Raw genomic sequence first — 14885 nt, 5'->3', positions numbered from 1 at the left:
TCGGCAAGCTTGGTATGCGTGCAACTGTTTCGACGCCGTCGTTTCGCTCGCGAGCGACCGTTTCGTCGGCGAAACCCGGACGCGCGAATGTCACTCCGCTAAGGCGTGGGTGAGAATTCGGCCGGTGGGAATCGCCTCGGTCGCGACGGCGCCTCGAGACACTTATTATCCGCGAAACTATTTCTCCCCGTCATTTCGCTCGCGAGCGACCGTTTCACCGGTGAAATCCGGGAGGGATAATATCACTCGGCTATGAATACTATAATAATATGACCGACATGAGTCGCCTCGATCACGAGACAGATGGATATTATTATCACTATCCAGCACGCGGCGAACGTTCACCTCTTCAAGCACGTCGTCCGCGACCTCGAGACCGCGGGTCACGACGTCCACGTGTTCGGCCGCGAGAAGGGGGTTACGGGGAAACTCCTCGACGCCTACGACATCGATCACGAACTGCTCTGTGGGGAACCCGACGGCTGGCTCGGACTGGGACTGACGCAGTTGCGCTACGAGTACCGGCTCCTCCGCCGGGCGCGGGCGATCGATCCGGACTACATCGTCTCGAGCCACGGGATCGCCGCGACGCACGTCGCCAAACTGGTCGGCGCGGAGAGCCACGTCTACATCGACACCGAGACGGCGATCAACGGCGGCAACCGACTCACCCTCCCGTTCGCGGACGTGCTCTACACCCCGGACAACTTCCGCGAGGGCTACGGCGACGGTCACGTCACCTATCCCGGCTACCACGAACTCGCGTACCTCCATCCGGATCGGTTCGAGCCGGACCCGTCGGTCCTGCGACGCAACGACGTCGATCCCGACGAGCGGTACGCCGTCATCCGGTTCGGCGCGTGGAACGGCAACCACGACGTCGGGAAGGAGGGGATCTCTCCCTCGGCGCGTCGCCGGATCGTCGACGTCCTCGCCGACGACGGACGAGTGTTCGTCTCCGACGAGGGCGACGGCCCGCTGCCGGAGGACACCGAACCGCTTCCCGTGCCGCCGGCGGCGTTTCACCACCTGCTCGCGTTCGCCGACGTCGTCGTCGGCGAGGTCGCGACGACCACCCTCGAGGCCGGCCTCCTCGGCACGCCGACCGTTCGGATCAGCCCGTTCGCGGGCGCGGACGACATGGGCAAGTTCGACGAACTCGAGGCGTACGGCCTCGTCCGGTCGTTCCACACGAGCAGCGAGGCCGACGCGATCGAGACCCTCGAGCGGATCGTCAACGACCCGACCGCCGACGAAACCTGGGCGGACCGACGCGAGGCGATGCTCGAGGAGAAGATCGACGTCACCGCGTACGTGCTCAGCCGGCTCCTCGCGGACGTCGACGAACCGACGCCGGGGGCGCCCGCGCAGGCGGAGCGCGAGTCGGAGTCCGACGCGGACGAACGCGGCGAGCCGGTCCCTCAGTAACGCCACCATGATCCGCGTCCTGAGTCTCACCACGACCGACTGGCGCAGCTTCTATCAAAGCCAGATGACGGCCCTCGAGCGCGCCGGCGTCGAGGTGACGACGCTGCCGGTCCCCAGCGAACACCGGGCCCGCGAGGACGACGTCCAGCGGCGGACGCCGCTCGATTACGCCCGCTACCTCCCGCAGGTACTCCGAGCGGCGCGCGAGGACTACGACCTCGTCCACGCCAACTACGGACTCACGTTCCCGTTCGCCGTCGCGGCGTCGGCGCTGCCGGGGACCGACCTCCCGGTCGTCTGTACGCTCTGGGGCGGCGAGTATCGCGACAACCCGTACGCCGACGTCATCAGGTGGTTCACCGCGCGCGCCGATCGCGTCGTCGTTCCCTCGAACGCGATGGCCGATCGCGTCGATCGACCCTGTCACAACGTCCCGTTCCCGGTCGACACCGAGCGGTTCCGACCCGTTCCGCGGGACGAAGCGCGCGAGCGCGTCGGCTGGGAGACCGACGAGCGGATCGTCCTCTTCCCCTACGCCCCCTCGCGCGAGGAGAAGAACTATCCGCTGGCCGCACGGGTCGTGGACGGACTCCCCGACGACGTACGGTTGCGAACCGTCGCCAACCAGCCCTACGAGGAGGTGCCCTACTACCTGAACGCCGCCGACGCCGTCCTGATCACCTCGCGCTACGAGAGCGGACCGATGACGATCAAGGAGGCCGCGGCCTGTAACGTTCCGGTCGTCTCGCGCGACGTCGGCTTCGCCCGCGAGGTGCTCGAACCCGTCTCCGACTCCCACGTCGTCGCCGACGACGACGCACTCCAGTCGCGACTGGCCGACGTGCTCGCGGGCGATCGCCGATCGGACGGGCGAGCGCACGTCACCGAGTACACCGTCGACGAGATGGGGGACCGACTGCGCGCCGTTTACCAGCGCTGTCTCGAAAGCGAGGCGTAACGAACGGTCGGCGACGACTCACGCCGCTGCTCGCCTCGGTCGAACCGTCTCGACCGAGTCAGAAGCCGACGAAGGCGCGGTACGGGATGCCGACGGCGAAAATCGCGATCAGTGCCGCCGCGGCCAGCACGACCGGCAGCGGGATGACGTCCTCCTCGAAGTGAAACAGCGAATCGATCATAGTCGCCCGTTGTGCGGGTGCTCATGTAACTCCTTTGCTCAGCAGGTGTGACTCGAGCCCGCGACGCGGACGGCGCGGCCGCTCGGCGAGACGGTAAAGCGAGAGCGAAAACGATCAGTATCGGTTCGAACGGATTAGACGCCGCTTTCGAAGTCGTCGAGCGAGTAGGACGGCTCGGCGCCGCGTCGATCGAGGACTTCGTTGGCGAGCAGCCAGTAGACGACCGAGAGGGCCTTGCGACCCTTGTTGTTCGTCGGAACGACCAGGTCGACGTTGCTGACCTGGTTGTTCGAGTCACACATCGCGATGACCGGGATGCCGACCGTGATGGCCTCCTTGACGGCCTGGGCGTCGCCGATCGGGTCGGTGACGACCAGCACGTCCGGCTCGATGTAGCCGTCGTACTTGGGGTTGGTCAGCGTGCCCGGGATGAAGCGACCGGTGCGGGCGCGAGCGCCCACGGCCTCGGCGAACTTCTCCGCCGGGAACCGACCGTACTGGCGACTCGAGGTGACCAGGATCTGCTCGGGGTCGTAGTTGGCGAGGAAGTCCGCGGCCGTGCGGATGCGGCCGTCGGTCTTCGAGACGTCGAGCACGTAGAGACCGTCGGTCCGGACGCGGTGGATGAACCGCTCCATGTCCGAGGTCTTCTGCTGGGTCCCGATGTGGACACCGGCGCCCAGGTAGTCCTCGACGGGGATGAGGAGGTCGGCCTCCTCGTCGCTCATAACGTCGTCGTCGAGGGAGGGTCCGGCGTCTTCTTCCTCCTCGGTAGCTGGTTCGGCGTCGGCGTCGGCCTCCGCGGCCTCGGCGTCGGCGGATTGTTCGTCTACAGGCTCGACGTCCTCCTCGGCGGCGGGACCCGGCCCCTCGGCCGGCTCCTCGTCGATTTCCTCCTCGGCGGCGTCGAGCCCTTCTTGGGTTGCGTCGTTGTCTGTCATGTCGCGTCGTCTGCGATTCTGATGAGCTCGTTGAGTTTGGCGGTTCGCTCGCCGCCGACGGCGCCCGTCTTGATGAAGGGTGCGTCGGTCGCGACGGCGAGGTGTGCGATCGTCGTGTCCTCGGTCTCGCCCGAGCGGTGGGAGATGACCGGATCGTAGCCGTTCTGGGCCGCGAGTTCGATCGCGTCGAAGGCGTCGGTCAGCGTCCCGATCTGGTTCGGCTTGATCAGGATGCTGTTGGCCGCACCGCGGTCGATGCCCTCGACGAGTCGATCCGTGTTCGTGACGAACAGGTCGTCGCCGCAGATCAGCGTCTGGTCGCCGACCTCGTCGGTGAGGTCGGCGAAGGCGTCGTAGTCGTCCTCGTCGAGGGGGTCCTCGACGTAGACCAGATCGTACTCGCGGACGAGCTCCGCGATGTACTCGATCTGCTCGTCGGTGTCGCGGCTCCGGTCGCTGTACTCGTAGGTACCGGCGTCGCCGTCGTACAGCTCCGCGCCGGCGACGTCCAGTCCGAAGCCGATGTTGAAGCCGACCTCGTCCTGGACGATCGAGACCGCTTCGTCGACGATCTCGAAGGCCTCGCTGTCGTCGATCGACGGCGCCCACGCCCCTTCGTCGCCCTTGCCGCAGGGAACGTCGCGTTCCTCGAGCAGGTCGGCGACGGTGCTGTGAACGGTGGCGTTGGCGAAGACGGCGTCCTCGACGCTGGGTGCGCCGACGGGCGCAACGAGGAACTCCTGAATGTCGGTCGCGTCGGCGGCGTGTTCGCCGCCGCCGACGACGTTACCGAGCGGGATCGGGAAGTTCTGGCCGCGGAACGCGCCGCCTAAGTGCTGGAACAGCGGCGCGCCGAGCACGTCGGCACCGGCCTTCGCGGCGGCCATCGAGATGGCGACCGCGCTGTTGGCGCCGATCTCCGAGAAGTCGTCGGTCCCGTCGGCGGCGTGCAGTGCGGCGTCGACCTCGCGCTGGTTCCCCGCGTAGGCTTCACCGACGAGTCGCGGGACGGCGTCCTCGCGGGCCGCGGCGATCGCCTCGCTCGGCGGTCGCTCGACGGCCTCGTACTCGCCGGTGCTGGCACCGCTCGGCGCCGCGGCGCGGCCGAACCCGCCGCTTTCGGTCACCACGTCGGCCTCGACGGTCGGATTGCCCCGCGAGTCGAGGATCCGACGCAGGCGAACGTCAGTGATGAGCGTCATTTTCGGTCGTACCCCCGTTTGACGGTGAACGGAAGCGCCTCGGCGTCGTACTCTTCGGCGGCGATGAGGATCGGCTCCGACTGGTCGGTGTCGACCAGCACCGGCGCGCCGTAGGAGATCTGCAGCGCTCGAGCGCCGAGGATGCGTGCTTTCTCGTAGCGGTTGTGCTGTTGTTGTTGCATTGTTACTGGTACGGGGAGACGACGTCGACGAGGTCGCGGTGACTGACGAGCATGCGCCGACAGCAGTAGCGCTCGACGCCGAGTTCGTCGAGGACCTTCTCGGGATCCTCGTCGCCCTCGTTCGCTCGTTCGTCGAACTCCTCCCAGTGTTCGGCGACGACGTTGCCACAGGTGAAACACCGGACCGGTACCATCATGCTTGAATCACCTTAGCGGTAGGACTTCTGGTAGCGCGCCCGAGCGCCCGGGCCGCCCCATTTCTTCGGTTCGGACTGGCGAACGTCGTTGACCAGCAGCGACCGATCGAACTCCATGTAGGCGTCGCGGAGTTCGGCGTCGTTGGTGTGCTGGACGATGCCGCGTGCGATGGCGGTGCGGACGGCGTCTGCCTGTCCGCTAATGCCGCCGCCTTCGACGCGGATGTCGATGTCCATCTCGCTGCGCAGGTCATCGCCGGCGATGCGGAACGGCTCGAGCATCTTGAGCCGGGACATCTCCGGTTCGACCAGTTCGACTGGCTTGGAGTTGATTCGGACGCGACCCTCGCCCTCGCGAACGGTCGCGCGGGCGACGGCGGTCTTTTTCTTTCCACTCGTGTTCGTTACCATGTGACGTTAGCACCTAACTGTTCGGAGACTTCGCCCAGCTGGACGAAGCGGATGTTCGAAAGCCGGTCCAGCGACGTCCCCTCGAGCACTTCCGCTTCCTGGTCGCCCTCGTAGGGGTTGCCGACGTAGACACGGATGCTGTCGAGCGCCTCGCGGCCGCGGGGCTTCTTGTACGGCAGCATGCCGCGAACGGAGCGCTTGAAGATCGTGTCCGGCCGCTTCGGGTAGTAGGGACCGCTGTCGGACTGCAGCTGCAGTCGCTTGCGGTAGGTGCCGAAGACGTCCTCCTTGTCGCCGGTGATGATCGCGTCCTCGGCGTTGACGACGGCGATGCTCTCGCCGTCGAGTGCGCGCTGTGCGACTTCGCTGGCGACGCGACCGAGGATGCAGTCTCGGGCGTCGACGACGACGTCTGCGTCGAATTCCGCGATACTCATCGAATCACCCGGACGTTAGATCCATCGGGGTTTGCTTCGAGCGCCTGCTCGAGCGGTACTGATTCGCCGACCTGTTCGATCTTCGTCTCGGCCGAGGAACTGAAGTCGACGGCCGCGACGGTAACCGATTTCTGTAGTGCGCCGGAGCCCAGCACTTTGCCGGGAACGACGACGGTCTCTTCTTCGCGTGCGTATCGCTCGATGCGGCCCAGGTTCACCTCTGCGTGGGTGCGCCGGGGCTTCTCGAGTCGATCCGCGACATCTCGCCAGACGTCGGCGTCCGTCTCGCGGGACGTCGACTTCAGCTCGGCGATGAGATCGTTGAGCCTCGGATTAGTTTTGCTACTCATTGGTTTCCTCCAAAGATACGGAACCGACGGGACGAGGAACCGTCTCGTCGGTCGTGGAATCGCTGTCGTGTCGAACGGCCCGAACGCGCACAGCTCGGCGTCCGGTACGGACGGTCGGCTGTTCGGTCGTAGACGTTCGACGAGTGAGAAGTGGATGCAGGGAGCAGGATTTGAACCTGCGGACTCCTACGAGACAGCGCCCTGAACGCTGCGCCGTTGGCCTGACTTGGCTATCCCTGCTCGCACTTCTGTGTATCCGCCGCCCCTTCAAACCCCTTTCGATTCCATCGGACGAGCCCGCGCCGGTCTCGTTGCTAACGGCGCCGGCGAACGCGGGCTCTCGGTGTCGGGAATTGGGGCGGAACATCTGTTGCTATAGCTGTACTGCGTCTTCGAGTTCGGTCGCTCGGGACTCGATCGAGTCGGCGGCTCGCGTGACCAGTTCTTCGACGCTGAAGGAGCCGTCCGTCTCCACGTGGAAGACGAAGGCGTTGGGCACGTCCTCGACCTCGACCTCCTTCCCCGGATACCGGTTCGAGAGGTCGTGGTCGAACTCGCTCGTGGGAACGAGTTCGCCGTCGTCCTCGATGACGCCCCGAACGATTCGGGACTCTTCTTCCTCGAACTCGGGAAGGTCACCGACGACCTCCACCTGCTGGAGGTGTCGGTAGCCGACGGCCACGCCGCCCTGATGTTTGGCGTGGTCTTTCCCGTAATCGACGACGGCGTCGGCCTCGGCCTCGAGGCGCTGGTCGTCTTTGAGGTCGATGATCGGGACGTTCTCGTCGGCCGGTTGGACGAGCTCGTCGTTCGAGACGAGATCGCCCGAGTAGGCCGTGGCCGGCCCTTCGACGTCGATCGAGAGCGTGACGGTCTCGTCCTCGCCGAACTCGCCTTCCGGCGGCGTCGTCAGCGGAACGAGCCCGAGCCGGAGCGCGAGCTGCTCGTCGAACATGACCGACGAGTTCTCGACGAACCGGACGGTGTCGATCGCCATCGTCGGCACGTCGGCGAGCATCGCTCGCCGGATACCGTTGGCGAACCCGGGGGTCACGCCCCGAACGAGGAACCGCGCCTCGCGTTCCCCGCGTTCGACGAACTCGACGTCGTACTCTTCAGTCATGGATCTAGTAGCCGCCCTTACCCTTCGGTGCGCGCGATCCGTCGTGCGGGATCGGCGTGACGTCTTCGATGCGACCGATCTCGATACCGGAGCGGGCGAGCGCGCGAATCGTCGCCTGCGCGCCCGGTCCGGGGGACTTCTGGAGGTTGCCGCCGGGGCCGCGCACGCGAACGTGCAGACCCGTGATGCCGGCTGCCTTGACCTCCTCGGCGACGGACTCGGCCATCTGCATGGCCGCGTACGGCGACGCCTCGTCGCGGTTCTGCTTGACCGCCGTCCCGCCGGAGGACTTGGCGATCGTCTCCGCGCCCGTGAGGTCGGTCACGGTCATGACGGTGTTGTTGAACGATGCGTGCACGTGGGCGATGCCCCACTTTTCGTCGTCCTGGCTCATGGTTTACTGACCCTCCGCTCGTTCGGGGTGGAGTTCGTCCGCGAGGGGACTGTTCTCGTCGAACGCGACGAGGTCCTCCTCGTCGACGTCGACGACGTACGACGGAACCCGGTGGCGCTGGTCGCCGATCACGATGTGCCCGTGGGTGATGTACTGTCGGGCCTGCTGGGTCGTGTTGGCCAGCCCGTTCCGGTAGACGACCGTCTGGAGGCGACGCTCGAGGATATCCTCGATCTCGAGCGACAGGATGTCGCCGAGTTCGTCGCTCTCGTCGAGAATGCCGACGCGCTTGAGTCGACCGAGGAACTCGTCGGAGCGGCGCTGGACGGTCTCGTCGTCCTGGGCCTGACCGAGGAGTTCGCGGGCCTCGCGCCGGTAGGAGCGAAGCTCGGACTGGGCGCGCCAGAGCTCTTCTTTGTTCGAGAGCCCGTAGCGGTCGACCAGCGAGTGCTCGGAGGCGATGCGTTCGCCCTGGTATGGGTGGTTCGGCGTCTCGTATTGTTTGGTGTCAGTGCCGAGTGGCATTATTCACCCTCGTCCTCGTCGGCGGCCTCTTCGGCCTGTTCTTCGCGGATCTCTTCGACGTTGACTCCGATGGTGCCCTCCGTTCGGCCGGTGGACTTGGTTCGCTGACCGCGAACCTTCTGTCCGCGCTTGTGGCGGACGCCCTTGTAGGAGTCGATCATCTTCATCCGGTTGATGTCGTGCTGACGGGTCAGCTGGAGATCGTTCCCGATCTCGTGGGTCGTTTCGCCGGTGTAGAAGTCCGACTGGCGGTTGTTGAGCCAGTCCGGCACTTCCTCGGCGTAGTTCTCTACGGTTTCGACGACCTCGTCGATGACGTCGTCATCGAGTCGACCGAACGTGGCCGTTCGATCGACGTCCGCTTCGTCGGCGATGAGTCGGGCGGTCCGTCGACCGACACCGTTCAGCTCCGACAGCGAACGCTCGACAGTCTTCGTCCCATCGAGGTCCGTCTGCCCGATGCGGACGAAGTACTGGAGGTCTTCGTCGTCCTCTTGTTCTTGAGGTGCTTCCTCACTCATGTGTCGTGTATCTGTGTCTGGTGTGCGCGCGGTTCAAACGACTGGCGAAAGAACGCCAGGGAATGCTACTGACGAGGAGTCGCCAGCGTATCCGACGTTGTGGCGGGGATTCGAACCCCGGAGGCTTGACGCCACATGGTTAGCAACCATGCGCCTTGGGCCGCTTGGCTACCACAACACCGTGTCTCTATCGTCGCCCTTCCGGACTCGGGGACCGGCTCCCCTACACGTATCGCACCCGAACCTACCGGCGACGGGTACTTAAGCGCAACGAAAGGCCCCGGCCCCGGTATCGAGTCCCACCCCGTCTTCGTCGCCCCGCGGGCCGGCGATCACGCCCTCGAGTTATTTTCTCATCATTTATAGTGTCTGGACAGAAACTAGCAACCGTTCATGAGTTTGTCCGAGGCCGAGGCCGCGTTCGACCATCCCGTACTGGAACTCGAGACGCTGGCCGAGATGTTCGAACGGAGCGCCGAGCGAAACGGCGACACTGCCGCGCAGCAGTACAAGGGCGGGATCTACGATCGGTCGCTCGCCGGAGACAGTGACGCCGCGCCCCTCGAGCCCGCGCCGGAGGGCGAGTACGCGTCGATCACGTACGACGACATGGCCGGCCTCGTCCGCCGGATCGCGGCCGGCTTCCGCGACCTCGGGATCGCCGACGGCGAACGCGTTGGAATCTTCGCGGACACGCGCATGGAGTGGGCCCTCTCCGACTTCGGGATCCTCGCCGCCGGCGGCGTCGTGACCACCGTCTACAAGAGTTCCTCGCCGAACCAGATCCGGTACCTCCTCGACGATCCCGACGCTTCGGGCGTCGTCGTCGAGAACGAGACCCTCCTCGAGCGCGTCCTCGCGGTCGAGGACGAACTCGACCTCGAGTTCTACGTCGTCTTCGACGCCCTCGAGAACGACGCGTACGCGGACCGCGAGGACGTGATCACGCTCGGCGATCTCTACCGGCGCGGCGACGAGGGGTTCGACCGCAGTAAGTACGAGTCGTGGCTCGCGACCCGGGACGTCGACGACCTGGCGAGTCTGATCTACACCAGCGGCACGACGGGCAAACCGAAGGGCGTGAAACTGACCCACCGGAACCTCCGATCGAACGTCACCCAGCTCTACCGGCGGTACGGCCCGCGCGACGACAAGGACGAAGACGACCCCTCGATCACGCCCGAGTCGCGGGCGCTCTCCGTTCTGCCGCTGGCCCACGTCTTCGAGCGGACGGCGGGCCACTTCATGCTGTTCGCGGCCGGGGCCTGCATCGCCTACGGCGAGAGCCCCGAGACCTTCGCCGAGGATCTCGGCGCGGTCGGCGCCACCAGCACGACGGCCGTCCCGCGGGTCTACGAGAAGCTCTACGACGGGATCCGCGAGAACGCGGCCCGAGACGAGGACACGAAGGAAGCCCTCGAGTGGGCGTTCGACGTCGCGCGCCGGTACAACGCGGCCGACGACCCCGACGAGGAACTCGAGACCGAACTCCAGCAGGCCGACGAACTCGTCTTCGCGACGATCCGCGAGAAGCTGGGCGGCAACGTCGAGTTCCTCGTCAGCGGCGGCGGGAGCCTCTCTCCGGACCTCTGTCGTCTCTTCCACGCGATGGGACTGCCCATCTTGGAGGGCTACGGGATGACCGAGACGTCGCCGGTCATCGCGACGAACCCGCCGAGCGATCCGCGCGTCGGAACCGTCGGTCCCTCGCTGTCGGACGTCGAGACGAAACTCGACACCTCGGTCGTCAGGGACGAGGACTTCGACGACGAGGGGACGGTTGGAGAACTCCTCGTCAAAGGCCCGAACGTCACCGAGGGCTACTGGGAGAAGCCCGGCGCGACGGACCGCGCGTTCACCGAGGCGGGATGGCTCCGAACCGGCGACATCGTCCACGAACGGCCCGACGGCTACCTCGAGTTCCGCGAGCGCACGAAACAACTGCTCGTGCTCTCGACGGGAAAGAACGTCGCGCCGGGCCCGCTCGAGGACGCCTTCGCCTCGATCGACGTCGTCGAGCAGGCGATGGTGGTCGGCGACGGCGAGAAGTTCGTCGGCGCCCTGCTGGTTCCCACCGTCGACGAACTCCGGAGTCGCGCCGCGAGCGAGGGCGTTTCCCTTCCCGAGGAGATCGAGGCCCTCGTCGAGAACGAGTGGGTGCTCGAGCGAGTCCAGGCGGCCGTCGACGACGTCAACGAGGGCTTCGAGTCCTACGAGACGATCAAGGAGTTCCGACTGGTCCCCGAGGGCTTCACCGAGGAGAACGACCTCGTGACGCCGACGATGAAGAAGCGCCGCTCGAAGATCGCCGAGCGCTACGCGCACCTCGTCGAAGACATCTACGCCGGCGACCACGCGGCCGACGTGGGTTCGGACTGAGCGATTCCGGTCGCAGTCGATCGGCTTGAGTAGCGATCAGTCCGCCGGCGGCTCGACCTCGAGATACTCGTCGTTGAGTTCCCACTCGCCGTCGCCGTTCTGGATCATGTACTCGCCGTAGTAGGGCACCCGATTTGCGACGACCTCGCGGAACGCCTCGCGGATCTCGGGTTTGGACATCTCGCCCATCGACTTGAGGTCGTCGTTGCGGTTCAAACAGCCCTTCAGGTAGCCCTCGTGGGTGACCCGCACGCGGTGGCAGTTCGCGCAGAAGGTGGGGTTCTCGACGGGGTCGACGATCTCGACCATCCCGCCGTCGTCGTCCGCGGTTCCCCCGACCCAGTAGCGCTTGCGGTCGTGCATCTCCCGGTGTTCGATCTCGTCGGCCTGCTCGGCCAGCCAGTCGTGGACCCGCTGAATGTCGACGTTCCACTCGGGCTTGCCCGTCAGTTCGGGCATGTATTCGATCAACTGCAGTTGGAGCCCGTCGTTTTCCGCGACGTGGTCGACCATCTCGGGCACGTAGCCCGCGGTGTGTTCGAAGACAACCATGTTGAGTTTCACCGGATCGAGTCCCGCGTCCAGCGCGGCCTCGACCCCCTCGAGGACCTTCTCGTAGGCGCCGCTTTTCGTGATCTCGGCGAAGTCCTGCGGATCCAGCGCGTCCTGGGAGACGTTGACCCGCTCGAGTCCGGCGTCGACGAGGCTCTCGGCGCGGCCCGGAAGGAACGTGCCGTTGGTCGTCAGCGAGACCTCCATCTGATCGGGGGTGCGTTCGATGATCTCTTCTAGGTCCTGGCGGAGCATCGGCTCGCCGCCGGTGAACTTGACCGCGTCGACGTCGAACTCGGCGGCGACCTCCAGAAATGCGACGACGTCGTCGGTCGACATCTCGTCGTCCTGGGGATCCATCGGCCCGCGGGTGTCACCCAGCCCCTCGTTGTGACAGTAGACGCAATCGAAGTTACACCGATCGGTGAGGGAGACCCGAACCCCAGTTACCTCCCGCCCGAAGTCGTCGGTGAGCATGCTATCGAGTTGCAGGCGGATCCGCTTAAGCACGCCGGGTATTTCCACACCTCCGTAACCGTTTTCGGTTTCGTTATCGGGCGATGAGGGGCCGAACGATCTCGTTCGGGTCGGTCACTCATGCCGGTGGCCGTGGTGGAGACGACCATGAGTACTATCGCAGAGTTGACTGTTCCGGCCCGGGAGTTCGCGCTCCGGGAGACGCTCGAGGCCACGGACGACCTCGACGTCGAAATCGAGCGCGTCGTCGCCTACGATCCCGACCACGTGATGCCCTACGTCTGGTTCGCCGACGACGAGGCCGCCTTCGACGGACTCGAGGACGCGCTCGCGGACGACCCGACCGTCGAGGCGGCGGAACGGTTGACGGACCTCGACGACGAGCGACTCTATCGGATGCACTGGGTCGACGACGTCACCGTCATCCTTCACCTGCTGACCGAGGAGCGGGCGACGGTCATGGACGCCAGCGTCGAGGGTCGGCAGTGGCGGTTCCGAGTGCTCGTTCCCGAACGCGAGTCGCTCTCGCGCACCTACGACTTCGCGACCGAGCAGGGGCTGACGATCGAGGTTCGGAAGATCCACCGGCTGGAGGACGACCGTCGGGGTCGGTACGGACTGACCGACGCCCAGTACGAGACGCTGGTCGCCGCCCTCGAGCACGGCTACTACGAGATTCCGCGCGCGGTGGACATGGACGCGCTGTCGGACGAACTCGACGTCTCCCACCAGGCGCTCTCGGAGCGGCTCCGACGGGCCCATCTGACGCTGGTCGAGGAAGCTATCGAGGTCGGCAGCGGGGACGAGTAGGTTGCGGTCTACAGGTCGGGACCTCGCGGCCGATACCGCTCGATCGACCTCGATGGTGACACCTCGGCGGAAGAACTACCCGGCCCACTGACAAACGGGGACGTATGGACGAGGACATGCTCGAGGACCAGCGTCGGCTGGTCGAACTCATCGAGGAGGAGGGATGGGACGTGACCGACCTCGAGATCTCGGCCTACGACAGCCCGTGGGCCGACGAGGACGACCCCGAAGCGACGGTGACGATCACGGCTCGGAAGCCCTACGAGAACGACGACGAAGAGGGCGACGGAGACGACGACAACCCGTATCGACTGAAGTAACGCGGTATCGACCCAACGGACGGCCTAGAGGCGTCTTGTTCGCGAGTACCGCTTCCATTCGGTGGTCCTTCTCTGACAGGGAACCCCTTCACACCGTTATCGAAGTCAGGTACCCACCGCTAAAGTGGGCTTGTCAGTGGACTCCCGCTCTGACCACAAGACGTGGTAGACGAATACTCGCCGTTCGCATTCAACATCCCTGACTTCAGGGCGACCTGACAATTCGCCCGTCCAGCACCAGACTTGAGCCAGTGCTGGACAAGCCGCCACGCTATGTTCCGCGCCGCGTTATAATCCGCGTGCAGTTCTTTACCACACTTCAGACACTCGAACTCGTCACCGGTACGGTTATCTTCGTGTGTGAACCCGCATTCCGAGTGACTGCACCGCTGTGACGTGTACTGCGGCTTCACAGTGTCCACAGGAATGCCATATTCTCCGGCCTTGTACTCGACGAGGTCTTGGAGCTCCTTAAACGCCCATTGCTGGAATTTGCTCCCGTTCGAAATGCGCTTACGGATGTGTTTTAGGTTCTCGAACGCTATCGCGTCACAATCGTGTCGCCGCGCTTCGAGAACCAGTCCAAGAGCGACACGATGCAGGTAGTCTCCGCTCCAATTCGAGAAGCGATTCCCGATCGACAGCAGTGTCAAGTGGGCGCTCCGAGTACCTGTCTGCTGCAAGCTCCCGCGACGCCGTTCGTACTCGCACGCTTGTGATTGAGATAGTCAGCGTTGCCGAGGAACGCCCCTGTTGAGGTGACGGCGAGGTAGCCGTCAACGTTCAGGTCTACGCCGAGCACCGTTCCGTACTCGGTCGCAGACGCCTCTTCGTCGCGTTCCTTTTTCATCGAGACGTGCAAGTAGTACGTCCCATCGCGCTTGTGAAGCGTAGCCTCCCCTCGTTTCCAGTCATCGTTCTCCCAGTATTTCGCAAATGGCGTCCACACGATTCGTCTGGAAGAACATAGTCCGCGATGATGCGCCCATCCACAGTGGACAACGTACAGTGGTCGTCGTTGTACGTTATCGTACGAGCGTCGTAGACGACGACGCTACCGCGGAAGTTTGGTTTGCTCGCTTTCTTACCGTCTTCGAGGATACGATCTTTACAATTGCCGAGTGCGTTCGCGGCGAGACTGCGAGCAGCTTGGACGTGGTTTGCGGTGAGGTCCGTTTCCGCGCGCACGCCGGCGTACGTCGTGTCGTTGAGTTTGCTCTTACTGTCGATTATCTGGGTTGGATCGTCAGACCAGCCGTAGTCTGCTACGTGCTGCGCAGCGTAGCGGAATTGTTCGAACGCCTCATCGAGGACGGAGTGGTCGTCCTCTGCGACGTCAAGTTTGATCTGGATGTTCCTTACGACCGCCACAAATCAAATACGAGAATAATATTATTTAAACTATTTAATTCCAGTAGAGAAATACTGCGTCTAGATGCATGGTCGGGTTCCCAAGTGATGGCTTCTTCCGACGGCTCCAGTCGTGGGTTTCTGCGC

General features: G+C 64.7%; 18 protein-coding genes, 2 tRNA genes and 1 pseudogene. 5 read left to right on the top strand and 16 right to left on the bottom strand.

Annotated elements, in window-relative coordinates; translation table 11 throughout:
* Positions 1-303 precede the first annotated feature (303 nt).
* Together HTZ84_RS02990 and HTZ84_RS02985 are read left to right on the top strand one after the other, a co-directional pair.
* Positions 304-1428 carry a DUF354 domain-containing protein gene (locus HTZ84_RS02990; RefSeq protein ID WP_174679322.1) on the top strand — a complete coding sequence of 375 codons (1125 nt, stop codon included), beginning with the start codon at positions 304-306 and terminating at the stop codon, positions 1426-1428.
* Positions 1429-1435: 7 nt separating this feature from the next.
* Positions 1436-2386: a glycosyltransferase family 4 protein gene (locus HTZ84_RS02985; RefSeq protein ID WP_174679321.1), complete on the top strand. Its 951-nt coding sequence runs from the start codon at positions 1436-1438 to the stop codon at positions 2384-2386.
* Between the two features lie 58 nt (positions 2387-2444).
* On the opposite strand, the gene HTZ84_RS23000 is transcribed toward HTZ84_RS02985, so the two are convergent.
* From HTZ84_RS23000 to HTZ84_RS02920, 14 genes are all read right to left on the bottom strand, one after another.
* A complete protein-coding gene (locus tag HTZ84_RS23000) occupies positions 2445-2567 on the bottom strand; it encodes a hypothetical protein (protein WP_256402104.1) in 123 nt (40 codons plus the stop codon).
* A 134-nt stretch (positions 2568-2701) separates the two neighbouring features.
* On the bottom strand, positions 2702-3508 hold the full coding sequence (rpsB, locus tag HTZ84_RS02980; protein WP_174679320.1) for a 30S ribosomal protein S2: 807 nt from the start codon (positions 3506-3508) through the stop codon (positions 2702-2704).
* Positions 3505-4710, bottom strand: coding sequence for a phosphopyruvate hydratase (gene eno / locus HTZ84_RS02975; RefSeq protein WP_174679319.1), 1206 nt, complete (start codon positions 4708-4710; stop codon positions 3505-3507). Before eno ends, rpsB begins: the two co-directional genes overlap by 4 nt.
* Positions 4707-4892, bottom strand: a complete 186-nt coding sequence (locus HTZ84_RS02970; protein ID WP_174679318.1) for a DNA-directed RNA polymerase subunit K — start codon at positions 4890-4892, stop codon at positions 4707-4709. The genes eno and HTZ84_RS02970 overlap by 4 nt, the downstream gene beginning before the upstream one ends.
* Before the next feature lie 2 nt (positions 4893-4894).
* A complete protein-coding gene (locus HTZ84_RS02965; protein WP_008894548.1) occupies positions 4895-5089 on the bottom strand; it encodes a DNA-directed RNA polymerase subunit N in 195 nt (64 codons plus the stop codon).
* A 12-nt stretch (positions 5090-5101) separates the two neighbouring features.
* Positions 5102-5500 carry a 30S ribosomal protein S9 gene (locus tag HTZ84_RS02960; RefSeq protein ID WP_174679317.1) on the bottom strand — a complete coding sequence of 133 codons (399 nt, stop codon included), beginning with the start codon at positions 5498-5500 and terminating at the stop codon, positions 5102-5104.
* The gene (locus HTZ84_RS02955) at positions 5494-5937 is read right to left on the bottom strand and encodes a 50S ribosomal protein L13 (protein WP_174679316.1); all 444 of its coding nucleotides are present in this window, start codon (positions 5935-5937) and stop codon (positions 5494-5496) included. Before HTZ84_RS02955 ends, HTZ84_RS02960 begins: the two co-directional genes overlap by 7 nt.
* Complete coding sequence (locus HTZ84_RS02950; protein WP_008894545.1) at positions 5934-6287, bottom strand: 50S ribosomal protein L18e; 354 nt, start codon at positions 6285-6287, stop codon at positions 5934-5936. The genes HTZ84_RS02955 and HTZ84_RS02950 overlap by 4 nt, the downstream gene beginning before the upstream one ends.
* Before the next feature lie 155 nt (positions 6288-6442).
* Positions 6443-6527: transfer RNA gene (locus tag HTZ84_RS02945), tRNA-Leu, on the bottom strand.
* Between the two features lie 133 nt (positions 6528-6660).
* Complete coding sequence (locus HTZ84_RS02940) at positions 6661-7410, bottom strand: DNA-directed RNA polymerase subunit D (protein ID WP_174679315.1); 750 nt, start codon at positions 7408-7410, stop codon at positions 6661-6663.
* Between the two features lie 4 nt (positions 7411-7414).
* Entirely contained in the window at positions 7415-7804 is a 390-nt protein-coding gene (locus HTZ84_RS02935; protein ID WP_006182145.1) for a 30S ribosomal protein S11, read from the bottom strand.
* Positions 7805-7807: 3 nt separating this feature from the next.
* Positions 7808-8329 carry a 30S ribosomal protein S4 gene (locus tag HTZ84_RS02930; protein ID WP_174679314.1) on the bottom strand — a complete coding sequence of 174 codons (522 nt, stop codon included), beginning with the start codon at positions 8327-8329 and terminating at the stop codon, positions 7808-7810.
* The gene (locus HTZ84_RS02925; RefSeq protein WP_174679313.1) at positions 8329-8850 is read right to left on the bottom strand and encodes a 30S ribosomal protein S13; all 522 of its coding nucleotides are present in this window, start codon (positions 8848-8850) and stop codon (positions 8329-8331) included. The genes HTZ84_RS02930 and HTZ84_RS02925 overlap by 1 nt, the downstream gene beginning before the upstream one ends.
* Before the next feature lie 95 nt (positions 8851-8945).
* Positions 8946-9028, bottom strand: a tRNA-Ser gene (locus HTZ84_RS02920).
* A 215-nt stretch (positions 9029-9243) separates the two neighbouring features.
* Between HTZ84_RS02920 and HTZ84_RS02915 the strand changes: the two genes are divergently transcribed.
* Entirely contained in the window at positions 9244-11229 is a 1986-nt protein-coding gene (locus HTZ84_RS02915; RefSeq protein WP_174679312.1) for an AMP-dependent synthetase/ligase, read from the top strand.
* Positions 11230-11265: 36 nt separating this feature from the next.
* Here the strand turns inward: HTZ84_RS02915 and moaA are convergent, their stop codons facing one another.
* Positions 11266-12258, bottom strand: coding sequence for a GTP 3',8-cyclase MoaA (gene moaA / locus HTZ84_RS02910; protein WP_174679311.1), 993 nt, complete (start codon positions 12256-12258; stop codon positions 11266-11268).
* Between the two features lie 147 nt (positions 12259-12405).
* Here moaA and HTZ84_RS02905 point away from each other — a divergent pair, with 147 nt between their 5' ends.
* Both HTZ84_RS02905 and HTZ84_RS02900 read left to right on the top strand, forming a co-directional pair.
* The gene (locus HTZ84_RS02905; protein WP_174679310.1) at positions 12406-13068 is read left to right on the top strand and encodes a helix-turn-helix domain-containing protein; all 663 of its coding nucleotides are present in this window, start codon (positions 12406-12408) and stop codon (positions 13066-13068) included.
* 104 nt (positions 13069-13172) lie between these two features.
* A complete protein-coding gene (locus HTZ84_RS02900) occupies positions 13173-13388 on the top strand; it encodes a hypothetical protein (protein WP_174679309.1) in 216 nt (71 codons plus the stop codon).
* 119 nt (positions 13389-13507) lie between these two features.
* Here the strand turns inward: HTZ84_RS02900 and HTZ84_RS23185 are convergent.
* A pseudogene (locus HTZ84_RS23185) lies at positions 13508-14759 on the bottom strand (RNA-guided endonuclease InsQ/TnpB family protein).
* Positions 14760-14885: the final 126 nt, after the last annotated feature.

Origin of the sequence: Haloterrigena gelatinilytica, from assembly GCF_013342145.1 — an archaeon.
In the GTDB taxonomy this organism is placed as follows: domain Archaea; phylum Halobacteriota; class Halobacteria; order Halobacteriales; family Natrialbaceae; genus Haloterrigena; species Haloterrigena gelatinilytica.
Note: the sequence above shows the minus strand (reverse complement) of the source record. Positions and strands in the feature narration are given on the sequence as shown.

Coding starts and splice junctions, on each gene's coding strand:
- HTZ84_RS02990 (WP_174679322.1), top strand. CDS start 304: ATGGATATTATTATCACTATCCAGCACGCGGCGAACGTTCACCTCTTC.
- HTZ84_RS02985 (WP_174679321.1), top strand. CDS start 1,436: ATGATCCGCGTCCTGAGTCTCACCACGACCGACTGGCGCAGCTTCTAT.
- HTZ84_RS23000 (WP_256402104.1), bottom strand. CDS start 2,567: ATGATCGATTCGCTGTTTCACTTCGAGGAGGACGTCATCCCGCTGCCG.
- rpsB (WP_174679320.1), bottom strand. CDS start 3,508: ATGACAGACAACGACGCAACCCAAGAAGGGCTCGACGCCGCCGAGGAG.
- eno (WP_174679319.1), bottom strand. CDS start 4,710: ATGACGCTCATCACTGACGTTCGCCTGCGTCGGATCCTCGACTCGCGG.
- HTZ84_RS02970 (WP_174679318.1), bottom strand. CDS start 4,892: ATGCAACAACAACAGCACAACCGCTACGAGAAAGCACGCATCCTCGGC.
- HTZ84_RS02965 (WP_008894548.1), bottom strand. CDS start 5,089: ATGATGGTACCGGTCCGGTGTTTCACCTGTGGCAACGTCGTCGCCGAA.
- HTZ84_RS02960 (WP_174679317.1), bottom strand. CDS start 5,500: ATGGTAACGAACACGAGTGGAAAGAAAAAGACCGCCGTCGCCCGCGCG.
- HTZ84_RS02955 (WP_174679316.1), bottom strand. CDS start 5,937: ATGAGTATCGCGGAATTCGACGCAGACGTCGTCGTCGACGCCCGAGAC.
- HTZ84_RS02950 (WP_008894545.1), bottom strand. CDS start 6,287: ATGAGTAGCAAAACTAATCCGAGGCTCAACGATCTCATCGCCGAGCTG.
- HTZ84_RS02940 (WP_174679315.1), bottom strand. CDS start 7,410: ATGACTGAAGAGTACGACGTCGAGTTCGTCGAACGCGGGGAACGCGAG.
- HTZ84_RS02935 (WP_006182145.1), bottom strand. CDS start 7,804: ATGAGCCAGGACGACGAAAAGTGGGGCATCGCCCACGTGCACGCATCG.
- HTZ84_RS02930 (WP_174679314.1), bottom strand. CDS start 8,329: ATGCCACTCGGCACTGACACCAAACAATACGAGACGCCGAACCACCCA.
- HTZ84_RS02925 (WP_174679313.1), bottom strand. CDS start 8,850: ATGAGTGAGGAAGCACCTCAAGAACAAGAGGACGACGAAGACCTCCAG.
- HTZ84_RS02915 (WP_174679312.1), top strand. CDS start 9,244: ATGAGTTTGTCCGAGGCCGAGGCCGCGTTCGACCATCCCGTACTGGAA.
- moaA (WP_174679311.1), bottom strand. CDS start 12,258: ATGCTCACCGACGACTTCGGGCGGGAGGTAACTGGGGTTCGGGTCTCC.
- HTZ84_RS02905 (WP_174679310.1), top strand. CDS start 12,406: ATGAGTACTATCGCAGAGTTGACTGTTCCGGCCCGGGAGTTCGCGCTC.
- HTZ84_RS02900 (WP_174679309.1), top strand. CDS start 13,173: ATGGACGAGGACATGCTCGAGGACCAGCGTCGGCTGGTCGAACTCATC.